Below are 23,273 nucleotides of genomic sequence, written 5' to 3' on the forward strand. Positions count from 1 at the left end.
ATAAACACGCTACTTAGGGGAGAACAGGTCATGATTCGCCAATGGGATTCAAGTTCGTCAAAGCGCCGTACCGCAGCACATCAGTCCACAGGTCTTGCGCTTGTATTCCTGGCTCTTCTGCCTTCTCCTGCTCTTGCGCAGGATGCCAACGCAACTTCGCCCGAGGCAGAACAGGGCGGTGTTCAAGACATCATTGTCACCGCGCGCAAGCGGTCTGAAAGCATTCAACAGGTTCCAATTGCGATCTCGGCTCTGTCAAGTGCCCAGCTTGAGCAGCGCGACGTGGGAAGCGTTATGGATTTGTCATCCGTAGTTCCCAATTTTCAGGCGCCAAAAAACACGGTGTCGTTCTCCGCTCCACAATTCTACCTGCGTGGTGCGGGACGCGCCAACAACAACTGGAATGCCGAGAATGCCGTCGCGGTCTTCGTCGACGATATTTACCTCCAGTCTACTGCCGCCGCATATATCGACATGATCGATTTTGAACGTGTGGAAGTCCTGCGTGGCCCCCAGGGAACGCTCTATGGCCGCAACGCTACAGTGGGCGCGATCAAGTTTGTGCCGCGCAAGCCCGATCTCGAAAAGATTACTGCGGCCGGGGCCGTGACTTTTGGCAGCCACAACCGGATCGATATCAAGGGCAATGTCAGCATCCCGCTTATCGAGGACAAGCTCGCGATCAAGCTTGACGCCTATCGCACAGCCAATGACGGCTTTGTGACACTGGTCAACAATGCCAACCAGCCTATCAGCAACAAAATTGCCAAGACAGAACACTATGGCGCGCGCTTTTCCTCACTGTTCAGGCCGAGCGAAGGTCTTGAATTCGAGCTCAATTTCGACGCGTTCAAGCAGAATGACGGTACAAATCTGATGACCCCGATTGTGCCTGCAAACCCAACGTCGCTCGCAGAGTTGCTTTCGAAGAACGGCTCATCCGTTTTCCGACCGCTATACGGCGTCAATCGCGGATCGCTCGAGCCTTTGACTGCCCAGGGCGGCTTCAACCGGAAACCAGGTTACAAATTCGACGGCTTCGGCATCGTGTTCAAGGGCTCCGCGGAAACCGGCCTGGGCACCTTCAAGTCAATCAGTGGCTACCGCAAGTATAATGGCGGCTATGTATCGCAGCTCAGTTCGCAAGGAGGCCGTTCGACAATTTTCGGCATTACCTTGGGCAGCACTGTAGACTCACAAGAGGACTACAAGCAATTTACGCAGGAATTCCAGCTGACAGGCACCATCGCCAGCACCTTCAAATATACTTTGGGCGCCTATTATTTCAGCAACCAATGGGGTCAGCTGCAATATGGGTCGACCATCGGTGTACCGGTGGAATTCTCGCCAGTCAGCCATCCCGGGTACACTGAGCGCTTTGGCGGCTCCTACCAGGACACTTTCCTCAACGCCAAGAGCTATGCATTGTATCTCGACACAAGCTGGGAGATTTTCAAGGATGTCTCACTTCTGGGTGGCATCCGCCAAACCTGGGATCGCAAGAAAATTCGTTATAATTCCTTGTTTGAAGACCAGCTCACCCCCTATCCCGGATTTCCAGTCAATCCGAAAAAGAGCTTTAGTCGGCTGACGCCGCGCGTCGGCATCAACTGGCAGGCCACTCGCGACGTCCTCGTCTATGCGACGTACACAACGGGCTACAAGGCGGGCAATCTTGAAGGCGACCGTGCGACCAGCCCGGGTCCTGCTTCAAACTATTTGTCGCCTGAAACGGTGAAGACGTTCGAGACTGGCATCAAGGCGGAGTGGTTTGACCGGCTTCTTCGCACCAATATCACGGCGTTTTTTAGCAAGTTCAGGAATCACGCCGATCTTATTTCTCCCCAAACGGTGGCTCTATCGGACCAGCGGATCAACGGCGTTGAACTTGAAGTCACTCTTGTCCCATCTCGCCACTTCCAGATGTATGGAAATTTGGGTTTGCTGGACGCAAAATACACGCGCGCTGATGCCTCGCATCCAATCTTTGCGCCAGACTTCACCGGCTTCGCGCCAGGGTTGTCCGCGAAACCTGTCTCAGCGCCGAAATACAGTTTCAGCGTCGGCGCAAATTACAGGCTTGATATCGCCAGCGCGGGCGAACTTGTCTTTGACGCTTCAATCGATGGTGTCGGCAAGCATTTCAACGGGTTAGGCGTAGCCAATCTCGATTCCGAACGTGTCGCGGCCTATTCCGTAGCCAATGGCAGTGTCACCTTCCGCACGGCAGACGGACATATTTCCGTGACTGGTGGTGTCGATAATCTGTTCGACAAGACCTATTGGACGACTGGCTTCTTCGGATCTGTTCCTGAGTATGCAGGACGCGCTTATGCCGACGGTCGTTCCTGGTATGTTAAGCTGGGATACCGCTTCTAGACCGTCATGTTGCGCTTTTCGGGCAAGACGGTGATTATCACAGGCAGCGGCGGCAGCATTGGTCGCGCCGCTTGCCTCAGGTTCGCGCGCGAAGGGGCAACGATAATCGGTTGTGACATCGACCCGGTTCGCGCGGAGGAAACGGAGCTGCAGGTGCGGGCTGCGGGCGGAGAAATCCATTCCCTGCAGCCCTGCGACCTTACCGACCCGCATTCGGCCGACCAACTGATTGCCTTCGCCCTGACAAAAGTCGAAAAGGTTGACGTCCTCTACAACAATGCAGCGCTTGCTCATTTTGCCTGGTTTGCCGACATGACATTCGACATGTTCAGCCAGACCTTGCGCGACGAACTCGATCTGGTTTTTCACCTGTGCAAGGCAATTTGGCCCCAATTCATCACGCAGGGCCACGGCGTTATTGTCAACACGGCATCGGTTTCGGGCATGATCGGTTATGAAGTGGTGCCCGGACTTGCGCATGCAACGGCAAAGTCCGGCATTCTTGGCATGACGCGCCACCTTGCAATGGAGGGCGCCAAAAACAACATTCGCGTAAATGCAATCTCGCCGGGCCTGATCCGCACCAACCAGTCAGAGGCGCTCCTTGCCGACCCCCAATGGGCTGAGAGGATGCAGGCGAAAGTCATGCTCCCTCGCCTGGGAAATCCTGAAGATGTTGCAGGTGCGGCTGCGTTTCTGGCGTCTGATGACGCAAGTTGGATTACAGGAACAAACCTGATCGTAGATGGAGGGACGACCGCATGGTAACTGCGATGGCAGACCCACTTTCCAGGACGGTCATCGTGACGGGTGCAGCGCGGGGCATCGGCGCGGCCATTGCGCACATGTTTCTGCAAAAGGGCTTTCGCGTCGCTTGCGCCGACATATCGTTTTCAGATTTCGAAGCTCGCGGCACAAACCAATTCTTTGGGCACTGCGATGTTGCAGACCCCGTGAGCGTCCGCGATTTCGTCAGTCGGGTCGATGGTGCACTTGGGCCTGCCCACATACTCGTTAACAATGCCGGCATTTATCCGATGCAGCCATTTACAGCAATTACGACGGATGACTGGCGGCGAGTCATGGCAACCAATGTCGATTCGGTCTTCTATTTCAGCCAAGCTGTCCTGCCAACCATGCGGTCGGGAAAATGGGGTCGGATCATCAACATTGCTTCAAACACCTTTTTCATGGGCCTTCCAAACATGGCCCATTATATTGCCAGCAAAGGTGCTGTTATCGGCCTGTCACGCTCGTTGGCTGCCGAAGTCGGTATCGATGGGGTTACGGTAAATTGCATTGCACCAAATTTCACTCGGACAGAAGGAACGGCGATCGTCGAACGCGAAGCCCCCGAAGTCGTTGCCCAAACGATCGCATCGCAGGCCGTACCGCGCATTGCACTCCCAAGGGATATTCTGGGAACTGTCAGCTTCCTGGCAAGTGACGACGCGGAGTTCATGACAGGCCAAACGCTCGTAGTCGACGGCGGAACCATCAAGCATTAGTCAGCATGGCAAGAGTTCTTGCCTTGCCTGTCAGTCGGACGCGCGTTCATCTCAGGTTCGAGCAGATATCCCTTATCGCGCCAATTCTCACGCCGAAAAGTTGGACCGTTTGGCAAGGGCGCAGTACGCCCCTTTCAAACTTTGAATTCGGCCTCGCAGCAAACTGGTGCGGTTGCAATGACAGAGCCCATAGGGGCAATGCCAACCAAAGATTGGGACCCAGAAACGCCTGCTGTCCACCTCAAACTCGCCATCCCGGATTAACGATATTCACCTCATATGCGGGCATTCAAATTTCGGATCTCGCGGATTCGGGTGCGCGCAAACTTAGGGATCGACTTGGATTGCGAGATTAAGCTGTAGCTTCCACCCGGCCGCTGCGTTCCAGTTTACCCCAACCGACCCAGGGGCCGCGCATAGCGTTAATGACGGCACGGATCACTACCGTGTACATCAACTGACGGTAGATGAATCGTTGCGCAACCAGCAGCAGTGCAGGGTAGCGCTGCTCGCGTTGCTCCAGCCGGTATGCGACCCACCCGCAGATCAGATCAACACAGGTGAAGACGATCCAGTAGGCGGCCATGCGCAGCACGTCGCTTTGTGTCTGATCCCAGCCATGCTGTTGAACACGCAGCCAGGTGGATACGATGCTCACCACCAGAGCAAGATCAATCAGCGGCGACACAAGAGCAAATCCGATCTGGAACACCCAAGCTTGCGGAATGCCGATATTGGCCAGCCCCTCAGGCTTGCGAGTCCGCAGGATCGAGCGGTGCTTCCAGAGGCATTGCAGTGTGCCGAAGGCCCAGCGGAAGCGCTGTGTGGCAAGTGCCGAGAACGTCTCGGGAGCCTCGGTCCATGCTATGGCGTCAACATCGTAACCGATCCGCCAGCCCTTACGCTGGATGGCGATTGTCAAATCCTGATCTTCGGCAAGTGTGTCAGTCGGGTAATCGCCCACTTCAGCCAGCGCAGACCGACGCCAAGCCCCAACAGCGCCCGGCACAACCATGATTGCGTCGAACTGCGACAATGCCCGCCGCTCGAGATTTTGCGCGGTGACATACTCGACTGCCTGCCAGCGGGTCACCAGATTATGGCGGTTGCCAACCTTGGCATTGCCTGCGACCGCGCCGATTTCCGGATCGACAAACCACCGGGCCAATTTGGCGATGGTTTCAGCCTCGAATTGGGTGTCTGCATCAAGCGCGATGATAATCTCGCCCTTGGCCAGTTTCAGCCCTTCATTGAGCGCACGCGCCTTGCCGCCGTTCTTCAGCGTCAGGAGCCGCACGCGCGGATCGCCGCCGAAAGTGCCAGCAACAATTGCGCTCGTCTCGTCTTTCGAGCCATCGTCGATGACAATCACTTCCAGGCTGATGTTGCGGCTCTGCAAAACACGCTTCACAGACGCGGCGATCACTCGCGCTTCATTGAACGCAGGAATCAATACGGAGACAAACAGCGCGGGATCGATTGGCGGCGGGCTCGGTCGATTTTTGGGCCGATTGCTCCTCCACGCCAGACCAGCAAGCACAATCGCGCGCCCAATGCCCAACATCACCACTGCAAAAAACAACCAATTGAGCGCGTACCCAATCATGCCAAAAAAGAGGAACACGCCGACATCTGCTCGGACCGAAAGCAGATCCCGGCCCGTCACTTTCGGCATGACCGCGTCATACGACAACCCGGCAAGCCGGGATACAGGCACAAACTGGTAACCCTTTGCGCGCAGACCATCGATGATCGCTGGCAACGCCGCAACAGTCTGGGCACGGTCGCCGCCGCCGTCGTGGAGGAGGACAATCTGGCCAGCAGTTTGCGGATCATCGGTTTGTACCTGGTCGAGTGCCGTCTTGACGATTTTCGCGACACCAGGGCGCTTCCAGTCGCTCGGGTCAACATGAAGGCCAACGTTGGTATATCCGTCTTGTTGTGCCACCAAAGCCGGGATGATTTCGTTAGTCGTCGTCGGCTCAGCATCGCCGAAATAGGGCGCGCGGAACAAGCGGGTGGAACGGCCGGTATAGGCCTCCACAAGTCGGTTGGTGCTGTTGAGTTCGATACGCGTGCCCTCGGCTGACACATTCGCCAGATTGGGGTGAGTGAAACTGTGATTGCCGATCTCGCTGCCTTCAGCAACAATGCGGTTGAGGAGAAAGGGGTGCGGCATCGCGTTCTCGCCAATGACGAAGAAGGTCGCAGGCACATGCTTCGCCTTCAGAATGTCGAGAATTTGTGGCGTCCATTCGGGGTCAGGGCCATCATCGAAACTCAGTGCGACCAGACCCTTCTGGTAACCTGCGCGGCGGATGACATAGGGCGTCGGCAGCGCATGATATTGTTCGTCAATGACCAGGCCTACTTTGTCTTCGGAGAGCGTCCGACTCCCGTCGACAGGTGATTCCTCGATCCGCAAAATCTCGCCATTGCCTTCGATATCGACAGCGCCTTGCGAACGCAGGCGCCGCAGGTCAGGCAGCTTGCCGGTTTGGAATGCTGCCAGGGCCTTCCACACGTCCGGATCCTCGGTTCCCAGGCGCCACAACGCCACCCCGGCAACGCCCTCCATGTGCAACGCACGAAGTTGGTTCCAAGCACTCACCGCGTCGAGAAACCAGACAGTGTGGGTGTCGCCGTTCTCTTCATAGCTGAATGTCGGATTGCCGCTAACCTTGTCGAACAGTATTCGCGCTTCGCTGTCGTGCGCCGCCAGCCAGGCATCCTCGACAGATCCGGTGTCACCCTTGGCATTGCCAGTCCAGTCATAGGAATAGCTGCCTACACCAACGATCGCCTTGCTGCGCGGGACCGCCCTGAGGGCGGCTTTCAGATGGTCGACAAACCATTTCTGGCTGGCAATCGGGCCGGCCTCGGCATCGGTGGTGTGCTCATCATAGTCCATCAGCACCAGTCGGTCAGCGACGTTGGCATAGGCGCCAAGGTTCCAGTCGGAATTGTCGACCGGGACTGCCAACGTGATCAGCCAGTGATGCGCCGCGTAACGCTGTTTCGCCTCGTTCAGAAATTTGAGATAGTCGCGCTGTGCCGCGCCAGGCAGCTCCTCAAAGTCGAACATGACACCGATCGCGCGTCGTGCAGCCAGCTGCGGCTCGAGCCGATCGAGCAATCCGGCACGTGCTTTCGGATCGTGCAGCAGTGCAGCCATGCCAGAACCATCCCATTTGCCGTTCAGAATGTTCTGAACCATCGGCACAATCGCCGGTGGTTCGGGCGTCGCAGCCAAAAGCGCGTCGAGCCGGTGATCGGGGAACACGGTCATATGGTGATCCGCTCCGGTTACCGAAATCAAACCGGGCACCAGCCATTCCAACTCCTTTATATGTGCGATCAGCGATGCACGGCTGGCATCGTCCCACGGAACGTAAAATCCGACTTTGACCTGATTGACCTTGTGCTCTGCAACTGTGCCTCCACCTGGCAGCCACGACTTGATGCTGGCCATCGTGTTGCCGATCTTTTGCGACAATGGGCGTGGCTGGGGTCGTTCCATTGAGAGATTGAGCGCAGAGGGAATGGGGACATCGACCACTGTCGCCGCAAACACGCCCGCTGTCACGACCAGCAAGAACAGCCCAGCCAGGAATGTACGAACAACCCAGCGATTGCGGCGCCCGCTTGCATCATAAAATATCGGTCGTTCCATGAGGCGTCCCAAACCTTGCGGATGGACCTCCAGCTGCAAGTGTCGAGTAGCCCTTGAACCCGATAACCTGTCAGCAGGGTGACCCCTTCATTAAAATCCCGTAATGCGGCACCGCAAGAATGCACACCCCGCTCACACCTATGCCTCAGAGAATGCCAAAAGGAATGCGTCGGACTGGGTGATGCAGGGCCGGATTCTTCTCAAATCCATAGAAAACTGCGATGGTTCATACCTCCGACCCGCCCATCTCGCCTTTCAGCCGCGTTGCGCGTTTTGCGCGCCAGCTCACCGCGCCGACCATCAATGTTGCAGCGACTGCGCTGGCAATGGCGAAGCGTTGCGGGGTGAACCACACTCGGGCCAGATGCGCCAATTCGGGTCCAAACGTCCAACCAAGCGACACACCGACTATTGCCCAGGCAAGGGCAGTGAAGACGTTGAAGACCAGGAAGGTGCGCGGCCTGACATGGCTCAGGCCGATTGCAACCGGCCCGACAATCCTCATTCCGTAAATGAAGCGATAAAGCAGGCAGAACAACCTCGGATGGCGGTCGATCCACTTGATTGCAAGCGCGAAGGCTCGTTTGTCGGTAACCTTGTGGACCAAACCGCTATCCCGTTGGGAACGCCCTGCAAGGAAAAAGACTTGAGCCGAGAGAAATGCAGCAATCCAGGCCGCCAGTCCCACAGAAAACGGGTTCAGCTCCCCAAGGTGAGCCAAGGCTCCGCCGATGATGACGCCAAGTTCTCCCTCGATCGCCGCCGACAAGAACACGCCGAACACACCAAATTGCTCAATCCAGTGGTTGACGACGCCGTGCATGGCCTCGCCTATGCGCCACGGCATCGCTTCAGGCAATTGCAGGAAATTGTATTCATGCGGGGACATTGCCTTGGCGCTTCAGCGGTCGCTTAATGAATTTCAGAGCCGCAGCTTTGTCCCGCTTATTGGTGACGAACCACCAACGGATTTCCCCTGCCCTATCCCTATTGCGGCCTCACTGCCAACCTGTGCTGTTGCTTTGACAGTGCCCGCCCGTATGCTCTCACTGGATTCTGCTCGAACACTCCCAACGTCAGGAAACTGCGAGCGGCTGATTAGCAAGGAGCGATGAACTGCCTGCAAGGCAGTTGCCAGCGCTACGGCGCAGCAATCTCGGCGGTTCGCCGAACACCTGTTTGTGCCAACGGCTGAAGGCAGCGATTGAGCCATAGCCCAGCATCTCGGCGATATCGGTGATCCGCAGCCGCGGATTGCCTAAATACTGGACGCAGAGTTGCTTCCGCGCCGCGTTCAGCAGATCGCTGAATACCGCGCCCTCCTGGTCGAGGCGGCGCTGCAGCGTGCGTACAGTCAGCCCCAGCGAAGCCGCACAATTCTGGATCGTTGCCCGGCCGACGGGCAGCAGCAACTGGATCGACCACTCAACCTGCTCGCGCGTGCTGCGTGCCGCGCCGCGTCCAGCGGCATCGAGCAGACTGCGAGCATGGGCCGCCATGCCGGGATCGGCCAGCACGCCAGACCGGTCGAGGTCGCTGGCGGGAAAGATCAGCGCGTTGAATTCGGCATCGAATTGCAGATCGCACCGCAGCAGGCGGCGGAAAGGTGCCAGTTCGTGACCGGCGGGTGCTGGGCTGGTCAGGCAAACCAGCCGCGGCGACCAGCCATCGCCCAGCACGGCGCGGCACAGCCGGACCAGCACGCCGAGTCCCAACTCATGTGCCTGCACCGCAGGCTCGGGCACAGCCAGTATAAGATCCTCGCGCAGCACGGCTTCGCCATGTTGCTCGTCAAGCGTCAGCACCAGTGTGGAATTGATCCGGCCGCGAAATTCACGCAACGCCTCCAACGAGTGCCTGAGCGAGGGCTGGTGCAGGATCAGCAGGCTGGCGCTGCCCAGATTTGCCAACAGTCGCCCTTCTGCCATCCGCAGGCCCAGCGACCGGCAGCCGCTGGCTATGGCACTGTGCTCCAGCAGCCGGACCACTGCCTGCGCCGGGATCAGATGTTCCGGGTTTGCGAGCAGTTGGCGGCTCAGGCCCTGCTCACGCAGCAGCGGGACCGGATCCGTGTTCAGCGCGGCCATGCACTCCAGATAACCACCCAGCGATGCCGCCCGGACGATCTGTGCCATGTGTTCCCCCCTGTAACTCACGTGTCATCAAATATCAAAACTATGTCATGAAATGTGAAAACTGCAAGCCACACTCGCGCTATCGGGTCAAATAACGAAAATTAGGAGAAACAGCCGATGGCCCAGGCCGTCCGATTCCACCAGACCGGCGGACCCGAAGTCCTCGCGCTTGAACAGGTTGCTGTTGGCGAGCCGGGTCCGGGCGAAGTCCGCCTCCGCCACCATGCCGTCGGCTGCAATTTCGCCGATACCTATTTTCGTACCGGCTATTACCCGGTCCAGCCGCCCTGCGGGATCGGTGTCGAGGCTGCAGGTGAAGTGGTGACCGTGGGCGAAGGCGTGACCAACGTCTCACCTGGTGACCGAGTGAGCTACAACGGCGGTCCGCTCGGCGCCTATTCGACTGAGAGGGTCATGCCCGCCGCGCCCTTGCTGAAGCTACCCGACAATGTCTCCTATGAGACGGCTGCTGCATCTACGATGCGAGGCCTGACGGCCTCCTATTGGATGATGAAGACCGACCCGCGGCTCAAGGCGGGCGACACCATACTGCTGCACGCCGCCGCCGGGGGTGTCGGTCTGCTCGCGGTTCAGGTCGCCAAGCTGCTGGGCCTGCACGTGATCGGAACAGTCTCTAGCGAAGAAAAGGCCGCCAGTGCCCGCGCGATGGGCTGCGACGACATCATCTTCTATCGTCGAGAGGACGTCGCAGCGCGCGTCAAGGAAATGACCGGGGGAGAAGGCGTTCAGACCGTGTTCGATTCGGTTGGCGCCGATACATTCGAAGGTTCGCTGAAGTCATTGCGCAGGCGTGGCGTTCTGGTCGGCTGCGGGACTGCATCAGGCCCGTTTCCGCCGATCGATGCGCTGCGACTGGCCATGCAGGGATCGGTCTATTTCACTCGCCCCGCCTTTGTCGATTACTTCGCCGACCCGGTCGAACGTGCAGAAATTGCCGGCTTCTGGTTCGATCATCTCGCCGCAGGCCGCATCAGGGTCGAGATCGGCGCGCGCTACAGTCTGAACCAGTGTGTCGAGGCCCACCGCGACCTTGAGGCCGGGAAGACTATTGGATCATCCGTTTTCGTTCTGGAGGATTAAACCATGCACGTCGAACAACTCACTTGCGCCCTAGGCGCTCAAATCAGCGACATCAATCTGGCTGAAGCTGGCACCAATGACGATATGGCCGGCGAACTCAACGGACTGCTGCTCAAGCACAAAGTGCTGTTCTTCCGTGACCAGGACATCACGGATTCCCAGCATGCTGCGCTCGCTCGCCGGTTTGGCGATCTGGAGGACCATCCGCTGGCCGCCAGCACCCAGGGCGAGCCAGGGATCATCCAGATCTGGAAGAGCCCCGAAAGCCCCCCCGAACGCTATGAAAACGCCTGGCACAATGATGCCACCTGGCGCGAATGTCCGCCGATGGGGGCAGTGCTGCGGTGCGTGGAATGCCCGCCGGTCGGCGGCGACACGATGTGGGCCAACATGGAACTTGCCTTTGAACGCCTGCCCGAGCGGGTAAAGGAAGACATCATCGACCTGCGCGCCCGCCATTCGATGGAGGCCAGCTTCATGGCCGCGAAGCCGATTAACGAGCGGCTGGCCATGAAGGAGCGCTTCCCGGACCCCGAACACCCGGTCGTCCGCACCCACCCGGTGACGGGCAACAAGTCCTTGTTCGTCAATGCCTTCGCCACGCATTTCACCAACTACCATACCGCCAAACGGGTGCGGTTTGGGCAGGATCACACGCAGGGCACGGGCGAACTTCTGCGTTACCTGATCAGTCAGGCGCATATCCCCGAATACCAGGTGCGGTGGCGCTGGACACCGAACAGCATCGCCATGTGGGACAACCGCTGCACACAGCACTATGCGGTCATGGATTATCCGCCGTGCATCCGCCGGATGAACCGCGCGACGATCATTGGCGATAGGCCGTTCTGATCATGACTCAACACTTCGAGCATGGATTTGTGGCCACCTCGCGTGCGACGTTACACTGCGTCAGCTCAGGGCCAGTGGACGCACCTCCGCTGCTGCTGCTCCACGGCTGGCCGCAGACATGGTATATGTGGCGCGGCGTGATTCCGGCGCTGGCCGAGGCCGGCTACAGAGTGATCGCCGTCGACATGACCGGGCTTGGAGATTCGACCCGCCCGACCGATGGCTATGACAAGATGCGCGTGGCGCGTGACATGGCCGAACTGATGGCGGCGCTGGGGCACGATCGTTTCGGCGTGGTTGCACACGACTGGGGCGGACCTGTCGCTTTTGCGCTTGCGGCGCAGTTTCCGGATAATGTCAGCGCCATTGCCATTTTCGATGCTCCGGTGCTGGGCGACGGAGGGCCAATCGAGCATCACAATCGCTGGCATTTCGGCTTTCACGCGCTGGCCGGGCTGCCGGAAGCACTGACAGAGGGACGCGAGGACATCTACCTGCGCTTCATGTTCCGCGCTGCCGGCGCCAGGCCCGATGCGATTGCCGAGCAAGCACAGGCCGAATATGTCCGTGCCTACAGCCAACCCGGCGCAATGACAGCCGGGTTCAACTATTACCGCGCGGTCCCTCAGGACATCGCTGACAACAGCGCCTTTCGAGAGTCCGGCCGGACACTGGAGATGCCGATCCTTGTCTACGGTGGCGATCCTGCAACCCGCGGCCGCGGAATGACTGCGTTGGAAAGCTGGTCGCGCGTGGCTAACAATGTCAGCGGAGGGGTGGCAGAAAATTGCGGGCACTGGATCCCAGAAGAGCGGCCTGAATGGGTTGCAGAGGAAATCCTCCGCTTTCTTGGCAAAGCGGAACGGACCTAGGCCTGTGACTGCCGCCACGCGCGCGGGCTTTGCCCAAAGCGGCGACGAAACCAGGTCGTAAAGGCCGCCGCGCTGGAAAAGCCGAGCAGGTCAGCAATCTGCCCAAGGTTACGGGCGCGCCCGGCCAGATGGCGGCGGGCAACATTTTCACGGGTCAGGTCGAGCAGTTCGAGGAACCGGGTCCCTTCGCTTTCAAGCGCGCGGGTCAGCGTGCGGCGCGACAGCCCGAGCTGCGCGGCAACCTGCGCCGCGGTACACCGTCCGCTGGGAAGCAGCAGCGGCAGGACGCGCTCGACCCGTGTGGCCATCGCCTCGTTCGCACCGGGAGCAGCACTGCGCAGAAGCTGGCTGGCATAGGGACGGAACGCTGCATCCGCCAGCGGGTTGGGACGCTCGAACAGATCAGCCTGAATGACGATCCCGTCGAATTCCGCGTCGAAGCGGAGCCGCGGACCGAGCACCTGGCGGAAGCGCGAAAGATCGGTCGGTTTGGTTCGGGAAAGGCAGACTTCCTCCGGAGTCCAATGCGGACCCGCCAGCTGCTGCAGGATCCGGTGTTGCGCCGCCAAAGCCATGTCGATTGACTGGACCTTGCTGCCCGTCGCGAGGATTTCGGAGCGCAGCACTACCAGTTCGCCAAACTGCTGGCGGCTGATCACCAAGGCATCGTTGTGCAGCGGAAGATAGGCTTCGATTACGGCGAAAGCGGCGCCAACACTGGGTTCGTCGCGAGCGATCAGGCCGATCGGACCAAGGTTGGAGAGGCCGCGCAACTCGGCCAGCCGCAGCCCGAAATCATCGCGCCCTGTCGCCGCGGCGGCGAGTTCGAGCACGTGATTGACAGCTTCTACCGGGAAGCGGCGATCAGGCTGCACTTCGGCATTGGCGGGTAGTCCAGCCTGCCGCAGCAAAGGCACGGCATCGACCCCGTAGCTGCGGCACAGCGCGGCCAGCCCGGTAAGGGCGGCGGCGCGCACGGTCAGATTCCCGGTGTGGCTCATATTGGAAATAATATGGCTCAAATTGAAAAGAAATCAAATTCCCCTTGCTGCATGGTGTGCGCAACACGGGACAGGGGAGAGCGATGACCGCAACACCGATCAGCGATGCCGCTCGCGCCAGCGGCGGATGGAACAAGGCCTGGGACCAGGCCGCCGCCTTCGACGCCGAATGGATGGAGAAGTTCCTCGACATGGGCACCCATGCCCTCCGCAAGGGGGTGCTCGATCCCAAGACATATGAATTCCTGGCAATCGCGGTCGATGCCAGTTGCACCCACATGTATTCGCCGGGGGTCAAGCGCCACATCGCCAAGGCCCTCGATCTGGGTGCGACACCTGAAGAGATCTTGGCCGTGCTGCAACTTGTCGCCGTGCTGGGGATCCATTCGGTGGCGCTCGCTACCCCACTTCTGATTGATGAAATGAACGCGCGCGGAATGCCCGTGCCCGAATTGAAGGAGGAATAAGAAATGCAATTCTTCGATGACAGCCTGCTGCCCGAAACCCAGGATCCGCTGGTCATTCAGGTCGCGCCCTACGCCCCGAGCTTCCTGCCGCGCGACAGCGACGACATTCCGGTCAGCTTTGCTCAACAGGTCCAGAAAGCGGTCGACTGCTATAACGCCGGGGCGACAGTGCTGCACGTCCATGTGCGCGAGCCCGATGGCACGGGCTCGAAGGACCTCGACCGTTTCAACGAAATGCTTGATCGCCTGCGCAGCGCAGTGCCGGGGATGATCCTGCAGGTGGGCGGCTCCATAAGCTTTGCTCCCAAGGACGACGGCGAGGCAGCCAAGTGGCTATCGGATGATACCCGCCACATGCTGGCCGATCTTACCCCGGCGCCCGATCAGGTCACACTGGCGGTCAACACCAACCAGATGAATGTGATGGAACTCATCACCGAGGATGACTGCGCCGGAACCTCAATGGGCGAAACCAACTATGCCGATGCCTATACCGAAATGTATTACGAAGCCGGACCGAAGTTCATGAAGGAGCATATGAAGCGGCTGACCGCCTCAGGCATCCAGACACACTTCATGATTGCCACTGCGCGCGATCTGGAAACGGTCGAGCGACTGGTGCGCACCGGGCACTATATGGGCCCGCTGGTCTGCAACTGGGTAGCAATCGGCGGCGGAGCCGACGGTCCCAACCCGCGCAACCTGATGGAATTCGTCAACCGCTTGCCGCAGAATGCGGTGTTCACGGTCGAAGGATTGATGCGCAACGTCTATCCGCTCTGCACGATGGGGATCGCGATGGGCTTCCACGTCCGGGTGGGCCAAGAAGACAATATGTGGGGTCGCAAGGGCGAACGCGCGACCTCGGTCCAGCAGATCGAGAAGATGGTCCGCATCTCAGAAGAACTCTATCGTCCCATCGCCACCGCCGATGAGGCGCGCCGGATCTACAAGATCGGTACTTTCTATGGCAGCGTCGAGGAAACCCTGCGCGAAAATGGCTGGTTGCCCAACCGCAACACCAACTTTGGCGTCGCCAATATGCGCAGCGCGCCGCTTGGCGCACTCGTGTGAGTTCAGTGGAGGGACGGGTCTGCGTCGTCACAGGCGCAGCGCGTGGTCTGGGGCAGGCGATCGCCGCTGCGCTTGGCGCGGCTGGCGGCCGCCTCGCCCTGTGCGACGTACTCGCGACTGAGCTCGCCGAGACCGCCAGCGCACTGCGGGCCAATGGGGTCGAGGTCCTGGACGCACGGTGTGACGTCAGTGACAGCACCGCGGTCGATGACTTTTTCGCCCGAATAGAACAGGAGCTTGGCCCTGTCGAAGCGCTGGTCAACAATGCCGCGCGGGTACCCGGGGGTCCTGAGGACGAAGCTCGACGGAGCCGCCACTATGCCTATCTGACAACCCCCGAGCCGCGCCGATCACTGAAATTCACCAGTACGATGAGCGACGCGGAATGGCTCAAATACTGGGACGTCAACGTCCACGGGTTGTTCTATTGCACCCGCGCTGCGTTGCGCCAGATGGAGCCGCGCAACTATGGCAGGATCGTCAACATTGCCTCGCTTGCTGGGCACTCCAACCTCAGTGCGCACAGCCCGCACTATTCTGCCAGTAAGGGCGCGGTGATCGCCTTTACTCGTGCAGTCGGGGCAGAGGTTGCCGGGGCCAACATTTTCGTCAATGCGATCGCGCCGGGTGGCGTCGCGACCGAGATGTTCGAGGCTTATCTTGGCAAACTCGCCCCCGAAGCGCAGGCTGCCTTGTTCCAGATGATTCCGGCTGGCAGGCTCGGGACGTTGGAGGAATATGCGGGACTGGCGCTCTATCTGGCGGGGGACAATCACTACCTTGCCGGTCAGGTCATCAGTCCGAACGGGGGGATGATCTAGTTGGCTGGACCCACGGTCATATCCGATGATCCCGGACCCGAGCGGGCCAGCGCCTATGGCTGGATGGTCTTTGCCCTGAGTTTTGGCCTGCTCATGAGTGACCATATGGCGCGCCAGGTGCTCAACGCCGCCGGACCGCAGATCAAGGCAGAGTGGCACCTCAACAACGCCGAACTGGCGTCGCTTGCCAGCGTGGTTGCGCTGGCGGTGGGGCTGCTAACCCTCCCCCTTTCATACCTCGCCGACCGATTCGGGCGGGTGAAGAGCCTGGTCGCGATGGCAACCTTGTGGAGTCTGGCAACTCTGGCGGGCGGCTGGGTACAGAGCTATCCACAGATGCTGGGCACACGGCTGCTGGTTGGCGTGGGTGAAGCCGCATATGGAAGTGTCGGGATCGCGGTGGTGCTTGCGGTGTTCCCGCGACACTTGCGGGCCACACTGTCGGCTTCTTTTCTGGCGGGATCGGTCGTCGGACAAATGGTCGGGGTTGCGGCCGGGGCACAAGTGGCGGCGGCCTATGGATGGCGCACGGCCTTCGGAGCGATTGGCCTTTTCGGTCTTGTGCTTGCATTGGCCTATGCCGCTGTCGTGCGCGAACATAGGCTGGGCGTGCGGGCGGAGCGGAAACCCGGCAATTGGGGCCTGCTCGCGCGCCAACTCCTTGGGCGCAGGCTGCTGTGGCTGACCTATTTCGCTGGCGGAATACAGTTGTTCTGCACCGGCGCCCTGGCCTGGGCCATGCCACTGCTGCTCACCGAACGCTATGGCATGCCCTTGCAGCAGGCTGGACGGACGACCGCTCTGTTTTTGCTGGTCTGTGCGGTTGGGATGGTTCTCTGCGGCCTTCTGGTCGACCGGATGGCGCGACGTGATCCTGCGGTCACACCCCCGCTTTCGATCGGTTTCTCGCTACTGACCGCCGCGCTTTTTGCAGGCGCCGTCTTCTCTCCTCCCGGCCACATGCAGCTTGCCCTGATCGGCGGCGGCCTGCTTCTCGTCGGCGGGATAACCGGCGTCACCGGGGCGATGATTGCCAACTCCACCCCCCGCGAGATTCATTCGACGGCCATGGCAGCGTTGGCCCTCAGCTACAATCTGATTGGCCTCGCGCCGGGGCCCTACATCACCGGCCTTCTGGCGGACCGGTTCGATCTGCTAACTGCGCTAAAGGTCCTGCCGCTGCCCTGTCTGCTCTCCGCCCTCGCGATGATGGCAGCAAGGCGCGACTATGCAGCGGAGGTCGGAGTGCAGAAATAGCTGGCGGCGGGCTAGGTCACCTTTTAACCGAACCATGTAATTGGTCTGCCAGCGTCGAAATTTCCAACGGCAAGAATAGCCCGACTTGGGACAATGATTCCCGGCCCCGGGCATTGCAATGCCCCCACATTTCATTGTGTCACACCGCATGACGTTGTTTGCGGATCTGGCGCGGGCACTCACCAGAAGTTCGGGTCATGAACCGCGACAGCGCACTTGTTTGTGAAAACTGGAGGATCTCCGCAATCTCTGCAACGTTGAGCGACGACTCCCTCAAATAGAGCAGCGCAAGACTAGCCCGCACCCTGACGAAGAGGTCCGCAAAGCTCGTTCCATGAGCCGCAAGCTGACGTTGCAACGTGCGGCGGGACTTCCGGAGCAGTCGCGCTGCGATCGACAGGTCGATTGGGGCAAAGGGCAACATCGCGCGGATCAGTGCTTCGGCCTGCAGCACGTCCAGCCCCTCGACCGATCTTGCTGCAGTTCCATATTGTGCGGCGAGTAGCCCATGGACCGCTGGGTCGGCCCCGGCCACAGGGCGCGCAAGCAAATCCTGATCGATCAGCAACGCATTACGATCTCCATTGAACATGATGCGATCACCCAGCATGCGGTAGTGCCAGGAGAGGTCTTCGGGGGGTGAATGGCGCATCGTCACCAAGTCTGGCTTCCACATGGGATCGTGCCGACGCATCTCGCGCGCAATCACCGAAAAGCCAAGTTCGACCACTTGACGCTGCTGACTGCCAACTTCCGTGCTGAGTTCATAGGTCAGCAGCAGGCCGCCGTCGGCCGGTTCTACGCCGACGATCGTGCCCTGGGTATGCAGGGGGAAGAAATTTGCAATATCCATGATCATGCTGCGAACATTGGCCGCGCTGCCTAACAGCGGGGCCATAGGTCCGAACAGCGAAAGGCTTTGGTATGGCCCCAACCGCAAACCGAAAGCGGGTTCGCCAAGTCTCGTCGCAGCGAGTTCCATGAACGCGACAAAACGATCAACTCGCATTGGCAGATCGGGATTGGCCATTGGTGTTTCTGGAACGCCGGCTTCGCGGGCCAGAGCACGATAGTCGCCGCCCAGTTCGCCGACAAGTTCGGGCGCGCCCTCCATCACTCCGCTGCGGACCCATTTGACCATCCGAACATCAAAACATTTTGGCGCGCAAAGTCAACTTTTTGAATCGGCAAACTGGTAACACGAGGCAGGATGGTGATCTGGAGGGGATGCCCATGCAAACCGTTAAACGACCGGGTTCGGCCCGGCTGCTCGCAACTGCAATTCTGATCCTTGGCCTGTTGATTGGCTATTTGGGGCTAAGCGCCAACGGCTATCTGGTGCCCGCCGCGGTCGCGATGCTGATGGCCGCCTTGCTCTGGATAGGCAAGGCCGGACGCCTGTTCAAGGTGGTGACGTTGATCAATCTGTTCAGCGGAACCCTGCTGGTGTTGGTGCTGTCCTTTGGCGATTTTCTTGGGTCGCACAAGCTCGACGTCTCAGGTGTATCGCTCTTGGTCAATCTTGTGTGCGGCGGTCCAGCCGTGGCGCTGGTCGCACCGGCGCTGCTGCTCGGACTACGCCGAGGCAAGCCGCTCCACTCCTGGTTCAACCCCGCCACGCGCGCGGCCTGAGAGAGAGAACTCGCGATGAAAAGAACCGCTACTGTTTTCGCGGCGATTGCTACACTGGTCCAGCCGGTCGCCGCCCAAGCCGCGTCTTTCACAGGTCGGGTAACCTTGCCTGACGGTCGCCCTGCCTATGGCGCAATGGTCACCGTGTTCGACGCTGACGGCGAGCGCCGACAGACCGTCTACACAGCAGCCGACGGGTCTTATGCGATACGCACTCCGTATGCAGGCAAACTCAAGGTTCGCGGGCGCCTATCCGGATTCAAGGACGGCAAAGTTGAGCAACAGACTTCAGCCGGCGGTTCGGCAAGGCTCAACGTATCGCTCGGCACCTTCGCAAGCCTTGGCGAAATGAACGAAACACTGTCGGCCTCCGCATTCAATGCCCGCTTACCCTGGCCCGACCTCAAGCGCGACCGACCGGCCTTCGTCAGCCAGTGCAACTATTGCCACCAGGTGGGAAACGGCTGGACCCGTATCCCGCGCGATCACGATCAGTGGATTGGCGAAGTCGAAAAAATGGAAAACATGCTGGCCATGCAAAGCCAGGCACAGGGGCGGGTGATTGCGGAAACCTTGTGGAAGGGTTTCGATGGCAAGCCGTTCCAAGCCAGCCAGAGCTATGGTGCCAGCCCTGAGCTCGCTCGCGCCAAGGTGCGCGAATGGCTGGTGGGCGATGGTTATACATTTATCCATGATGCCGATGTGGCTGCCGATGGCTTGCTCTATGGCACAGACGAGGGCCACGACATCCTATGGGTGCTTGACCACGAAACCGGCAAGATCGAACAGCACAAGCTGCCGGATATTGATCTCCCGCGCGGCGGAATCTTCTCGGGAATGAAGCTGCCGATCGGACAATTTACCGGCAAGCACGGACCGCACTCGATGGCACAAACCAGTGACGGACGGATCTGGATCACCAATGCTCTGTCCAGCACGCTGATGAGCTTCGATCCCAGGACCAAAGCATTCAAGACTTACCCGGTCGGGCACGACGCGCTCTATCCGCACACCATCCGCGTCGACAAGAACGATATCGTCTGGTTCACCATCGTCGCGTCCAACCAAATTGGCCGGTTCGATCCAAAGACCGAACAAATGACCGTGATGCGGCTACCCTCAAACGGAGTGTTGCGCTGGGTCACCGACCAACTGTTTCCCACGCTGATGCGCATTGGTAGCTGGTTTCCTGACCAGGCAGAACACCTCAACCTTTCGACCCACCGCTTCTTTGGCACGCAGATCCTGGCTTTCCCCTATGGCATCGACGTCAACCCGATCGATGGGTCGATCTGGTATGCCAAGCTTTATGCCAGCAAGATCGGGCGGATTGATCCCAAGACAATGGAAGTAAAGGAATGGGACACGCCGATGCTCGGCCCGCGTCGTCCGCGCTTTGATGCCAATGGCATTTTCTGGATCCCGGCCTTTGATGCTGGCGGCCTGATGCGCTTCGATCCGAGGTCTGAGAAGTTCGAAACCTATCGCATTCCGGTTGTCGGAAAGGACGAATACGAAACACCCTATGCCCTCAATGTCGATCGCAGGACCGGCCAAGTGTGGATGGCGGCGAACAATTCGGATCGCATCATTCGCTTCGACCCCAGAACAAAGGTCTTTTTCAGCTATCCGAGCCCGACACGGGTGACAGTTTTGCGGGACTTTTCATTCACCCGGGACGGACAAGTCTGTTCGTCGAGCTCGAATATGCCGGCAGCTGCAATTGAAGATAGCCGGCCAAACTTCATCTGTATCGAACCCGAAGGCGGCGCAGCCGACCGGACGGCGTTGGGCTCCTGAGGAGAGGAGGCTTGCAGCACCGGCTCCAGATCGATGGTCTGTCGTTCAACGTCCTTGATGAGGGCGCTGGAGAGCCGGTGCTGCTCGTACACGGATTCCCGGACGATCACACTGTCTGGCGAAGTCAGGTGCCCGCGCTGGTCGCGGCCGGGTACCGGGTGATCGCGCCTGACAACCGGGGTTGCGGCGAAAGCGATATGGCGGCGCGAACCCGCGATTACGTGCTGCCAAACCTGGTGGCGGACCTTGCTGCGATCCTCGATGTTCTGGGGATCGAACGGGTCAAACTGGTTGGCCACGATTGGGGCGCAGTGATCGCCTGGGTCTTCGCGGCCCGGCATCCTGAGCGGGTTGAACGCTATGCGGCGCTTTCTGTCGGCCATGCGGCTGCTTATGCCGCAGGGCCCGTCGAGCAAAAGCTCAAGGGCTGGTATGTGCTGATGTTCCAACTCCGCGGATTTGCGGAATGGCTGATCAAGGCCAACGATTGGGCCTTCTTTCGCCGTTTCACCGATTATCATCCCGAACTGGCCGGCTGGACTGCCAAGCTGGGGCGGCCTGGTCGACTCACTGTGGCTATCAACTATTACCGCGCCAATATCGGCATCCTGTTGAAGCCCGACAAATCCAAGGTGACGGCACCGGTGCTGGGGATATACAGTGACGGCGACCGCTATCTGGCCAAGGCCCAGATGACCGACAGTATCGCCTATGTCGACGCGCCATTCCGCTTCGAACTGATCAAGGGAGCGGGACACTGGCTGCAGATTGATGAGCCAGCGCAGGTGAATGCCCTGTTGATCGACTTCTTCAAAAGGACTTGAGCCCATGAGCAGCCCCTTTTTTCTCGCGCTTTTGGCCGCTGCGCTGACATTGTTCGTGTGGTGGGCATGGCGCAAACAGGAACCGCGCCGCCCGCTCACCAAGGCCGAAATCGATCGGTACTGCGAAGTGATCGACGCCAAGTTCCCGATTTCCGATGGACTGGATCGAGCGGCATGGGTCGCCAGGTTGCGGCGTTTTGGGGAAAATGACGACGGGCGCGACATCTATATGCTCAACTTGTTGCGCTATCACGAAACGATGGCCAAGGGTCCCGCACCGGCGGGGTCATTCACGGGAACGCCGCATGAAGCCAACAAAATCTATGAAGCAAATGCCAAGCCGATTCTCATGAAGAGCGGAGCCTTCCCGATCTTTGCCGGCAAGGTGGAAGACAGCAACGTGGTCGGCGGCCCCGATCCCGCAGAAGACAACTGGACCCGGATCCTGGTGGTCCACTATCCCAGCCGCCGCCACTTTTTCGAACTGCTGACCAATCCACAATACCTGACAAAGGCCGACTTCAAGAGCTACGCCATGCACATGGCGTTGGTACCGGTAAAACGCGAACTGGTAATCCCGGATTTTCGCCAGTTGGCCCTTGCCGCGGCGCTGCTCATATTTCTGCTCGCCGGATGGGTCCTGGCTGTTGCTGGAGTTGCATAATGAAAGCTGTTGTCTGCCAGAATGGCGAGCTTCGCGTCGAGGACTTGCCCGAACCGATCCCGCAGAAGGGCCATGCCTTGCTCAAGGTCCTGCGCTGCGGGATCTGCGGATCGGACCTGCACATGCGCCACCACTGCGACGAGCTGAAGGCGGTCAACGACCGGGTCGGCTATCCGGCGCTGCCTTCGTCCAAGGACGCATTTGTGTTCGGCCACGAAATCTGCGCCGAAGTGCTCGATTACGGTCCCGGCTCCAAGCGCAAGCTCAGGTCCGGCACCCGAGTGGTCGCGCCGCCTGTGGTGCGCTGGGGAGGTGAGATTGACATGGCCGGGCTCTCGACGCGTTCGAACGGCGGCTATGCCGAACGGATGCTGCTTGACGAGTTGGTGTTGATGCCGGTGCCCAACGGGCTTTCGGCGGACATGGCGGCGCTAACCGAACCTATGGCGGTCGCCTGGCACGCGGTCCGGCGCGGTGACGTGAAGAAGAAGGACGTCGCGGTGGTAATCGGCTGCGGCCCCGTCGGGTTGGGGGTGATCGCAATCCTGAAGGCGCGAGGAGTCGGAACGGTGATCGCCAGCGATTTCTCGCCTGGTCGGCGGGCACTTGCCAAGGCCTGTGGCGCTGATGTGGTGATCAATCCGCGCGAAGGTTCGCCCTATTCCAGCTGGGAGGAATACGGCTGGATTACAACTTTTGGCGGGCTGCTCCAAATGGGGGTTGAAACCCGCGAGACGCTCGAGAAAGCCCCAATACCCTGGTGGACGGCTTGGCGTTTGGCCGAAGTGCTGGGAGCGGGGCCCAAACGTCCGGTGGTGTTCGAATGCGTAGGCGTGCCGGGTATTCTCAATCAGATCATCACTGGCGCGCCCTTGTTCTCACGTGTCGTTGTGGTGGGGGTATGCATGCAGAATGATACGATAGAGCCGGCCATTGCCATCCAGAAGGAAGTCGAATTGCGTTTCGTATTCGGCCACTCGCCACTCGAATATCGCGACGCGCTGCACATGATCGCCGATGGCAAGGTACGCTGCGAACCGATGGTCACCGGCGTGGTCGGCCTTGATGGGGTCGAAGGTGCCTTTGCCGCACTCGGAGATCCTGAAATGCACGCCAAGATCCTGATAGATCCGGCAAGGAAAGCCTCAGGGACCTGAATGATACCCTCAGTGATATCGCGACCCCTCACCGCTTGGCGCACCTCAGAGCGCGG

General features: G+C 59.6%; 20 protein-coding genes. 15 read left to right on the forward strand and 5 right to left on the reverse strand.

The genetic code is table 11. The features are described 5' to 3' along the window. Nucleotides 1–30 precede the first annotated feature (30 nt). The 3 genes from K0O24_RS14735 to K0O24_RS14745 are packed head-to-tail and all read left to right on the forward strand — an operon-like array spanning nt 31 to nt 3,887. Nucleotides 31–2,379 carry a TonB-dependent receptor gene (locus tag K0O24_RS14735; RefSeq protein ID WP_219893452.1) on the forward strand — a complete coding sequence of 783 codons (2,349 nt, stop codon included), beginning with the start codon at nt 31–33 and terminating at the stop codon, nt 2,377–2,379. A 6-nt stretch (nt 2,380–2,385) separates the two neighbouring features. Beyond that, nucleotides 2,386–3,147, forward strand: a complete 762-nt coding sequence (locus K0O24_RS14740; RefSeq protein WP_219893453.1) for an SDR family NAD(P)-dependent oxidoreductase — start codon at nt 2,386–2,388, stop codon at nt 3,145–3,147. A 5-nt stretch (nt 3,148–3,152) separates the two neighbouring features. Beyond that, nucleotides 3,153–3,887 (forward strand): SDR family NAD(P)-dependent oxidoreductase, encoded by a 735-nt coding sequence (locus K0O24_RS14745; protein WP_219893454.1) that lies wholly within the window; start codon nt 3,153–3,155, stop codon nt 3,885–3,887. 352 nt (nt 3,888–4,239) lie between these two features. Here the strand turns inward: K0O24_RS14745 and K0O24_RS14750 are convergent, their stop codons facing one another. The 3 genes from K0O24_RS14750 to K0O24_RS14760 all read right to left on the reverse strand — a co-directional run bounded on the left by K0O24_RS14750 (nt 4,240) and on the right by K0O24_RS14760 (nt 9,695). Then, nucleotides 4,240–7,560, reverse strand: a complete 3,321-nt coding sequence (locus K0O24_RS14750; RefSeq protein WP_219893455.1) for a trifunctional glycoside hydrolase family 18/polysaccharide deacetylase/glycosyltransferase family 2 protein — start codon at nt 7,558–7,560, stop codon at nt 4,240–4,242. 226 nt (nt 7,561–7,786) lie between these two features. Continuing rightward, a complete protein-coding gene (locus K0O24_RS14755; RefSeq protein ID WP_219893456.1) occupies nt 7,787–8,449 on the reverse strand; it encodes a DedA family protein in 663 nt (220 codons plus the stop codon). Nucleotides 8,450–8,636: 187 nt separating this feature from the next. Next, nucleotides 8,637–9,695 (reverse strand): AraC family transcriptional regulator, encoded by a 1,059-nt coding sequence (locus tag K0O24_RS14760; RefSeq protein WP_219893457.1) that lies wholly within the window; start codon nt 9,693–9,695, stop codon nt 8,637–8,639. Nucleotides 9,696–9,812: 117 nt separating this feature from the next. On the opposite strand from K0O24_RS14760, the gene K0O24_RS14765 reads away from it, so the two are divergent. The 3 genes from K0O24_RS14765 to K0O24_RS14775 are packed head-to-tail and all read left to right on the forward strand — an operon-like array spanning nt 9,813 to nt 12,520. Next, complete coding sequence (locus tag K0O24_RS14765) at nt 9,813–10,796, forward strand: quinone oxidoreductase family protein (protein ID WP_219893458.1); 984 nt, start codon at nt 9,813–9,815, stop codon at nt 10,794–10,796. A 3-nt stretch (nt 10,797–10,799) separates the two neighbouring features. Continuing rightward, entirely contained in the window at nt 10,800–11,648 is an 849-nt protein-coding gene (locus K0O24_RS14770) for a TauD/TfdA dioxygenase family protein (protein ID WP_219893459.1), read from the forward strand. Nucleotides 11,649–11,650: 2 nt separating this feature from the next. Beyond that, nucleotides 11,651–12,520, forward strand: coding sequence for an alpha/beta fold hydrolase (locus K0O24_RS14775; RefSeq protein ID WP_219893460.1), 870 nt, complete (start codon nt 11,651–11,653; stop codon nt 12,518–12,520). Here the strand turns inward: K0O24_RS14775 and K0O24_RS14780 are convergent. After that, nucleotides 12,517–13,521, reverse strand: a complete 1,005-nt coding sequence (locus K0O24_RS14780) for an AraC family transcriptional regulator (RefSeq protein WP_219893461.1) — start codon at nt 13,519–13,521, stop codon at nt 12,517–12,519. The two genes, K0O24_RS14775 and K0O24_RS14780, sit on opposite strands and share 4 nt — an antisense overlap. 83 nt (nt 13,522–13,604) lie before the next feature. Between K0O24_RS14780 and K0O24_RS14785 the strand changes: the two genes are divergently transcribed. From K0O24_RS14785 to K0O24_RS14800, 4 genes are read left to right on the forward strand one after another with little or no spacing between them, the layout of a single operon-like run. Then, nucleotides 13,605–13,988, forward strand: a complete 384-nt coding sequence (locus K0O24_RS14785) for a carboxymuconolactone decarboxylase family protein (protein ID WP_219893462.1) — start codon at nt 13,605–13,607, stop codon at nt 13,986–13,988. 3 nt (nt 13,989–13,991) lie between these two features. Beyond that, complete coding sequence (locus K0O24_RS14790; protein ID WP_219893463.1) at nt 13,992–15,062, forward strand: beta-keto acid cleavage family enzyme; 1,071 nt, start codon at nt 13,992–13,994, stop codon at nt 15,060–15,062. Beyond that, a complete protein-coding gene (locus K0O24_RS14795; protein ID WP_219893464.1) occupies nt 15,059–15,883 on the forward strand; it encodes an SDR family NAD(P)-dependent oxidoreductase in 825 nt (274 codons plus the stop codon). The genes K0O24_RS14790 and K0O24_RS14795 overlap by 4 nt, the downstream gene beginning before the upstream one ends. Then, complete coding sequence (locus K0O24_RS14800) at nt 15,884–17,140, forward strand: MFS transporter (protein WP_219893465.1); 1,257 nt, start codon at nt 15,884–15,886, stop codon at nt 17,138–17,140. Between the two features lie 139 nt (nt 17,141–17,279). Here K0O24_RS14800 and K0O24_RS14805 read toward each other — a convergent pair whose 3' ends face one another. After that, nucleotides 17,280–18,281 carry an AraC family transcriptional regulator gene (locus K0O24_RS14805; RefSeq protein ID WP_219893466.1) on the reverse strand — a complete coding sequence of 334 codons (1,002 nt, stop codon included), beginning with the start codon at nt 18,279–18,281 and terminating at the stop codon, nt 17,280–17,282. Nucleotides 18,282–18,373: 92 nt separating this feature from the next. Between K0O24_RS14805 and K0O24_RS14810 the strand changes: the two genes are divergently transcribed. Genes K0O24_RS14810 through K0O24_RS14830 form a run of 5 tightly spaced genes read left to right on the forward strand, consistent with a single transcriptional unit; the run spans nt 18,374 to nt 23,217 of the window. Further along, on the forward strand, nt 18,374–18,772 hold the full coding sequence (locus K0O24_RS14810; RefSeq protein ID WP_219893467.1) for a hypothetical protein: 399 nt from the start codon (nt 18,374–18,376) through the stop codon (nt 18,770–18,772). A gap of 15 nt (nt 18,773–18,787) precedes the next feature. Beyond that, complete coding sequence (locus tag K0O24_RS14815; RefSeq protein ID WP_219893468.1) at nt 18,788–20,572, forward strand: carboxypeptidase regulatory-like domain-containing protein; 1,785 nt, start codon at nt 18,788–18,790, stop codon at nt 20,570–20,572. A gap of 11 nt (nt 20,573–20,583) precedes the next feature. After that, nucleotides 20,584–21,396, forward strand: a complete 813-nt coding sequence (locus tag K0O24_RS14820) for an alpha/beta fold hydrolase (protein WP_219893469.1) — start codon at nt 20,584–20,586, stop codon at nt 21,394–21,396. 4 nt (nt 21,397–21,400) lie between these two features. Then, entirely contained in the window at nt 21,401–22,060 is a 660-nt protein-coding gene (locus tag K0O24_RS14825; protein ID WP_219893470.1) for a hypothetical protein, read from the forward strand. Beyond that, a complete protein-coding gene (locus tag K0O24_RS14830) occupies nt 22,060–23,217 on the forward strand; it encodes a zinc-binding dehydrogenase (protein WP_219893471.1) in 1,158 nt (385 codons plus the stop codon). The genes K0O24_RS14825 and K0O24_RS14830 overlap by 1 nt, the downstream gene beginning before the upstream one ends. Nucleotides 23,218–23,273 lie beyond the last annotated feature (56 nt).

This window comes from Aquisediminimonas profunda, assembly GCF_019443285.1.
Classification (GTDB): domain Bacteria; phylum Pseudomonadota; class Alphaproteobacteria; order Sphingomonadales; family Sphingomonadaceae; genus Aquisediminimonas; species Aquisediminimonas profunda.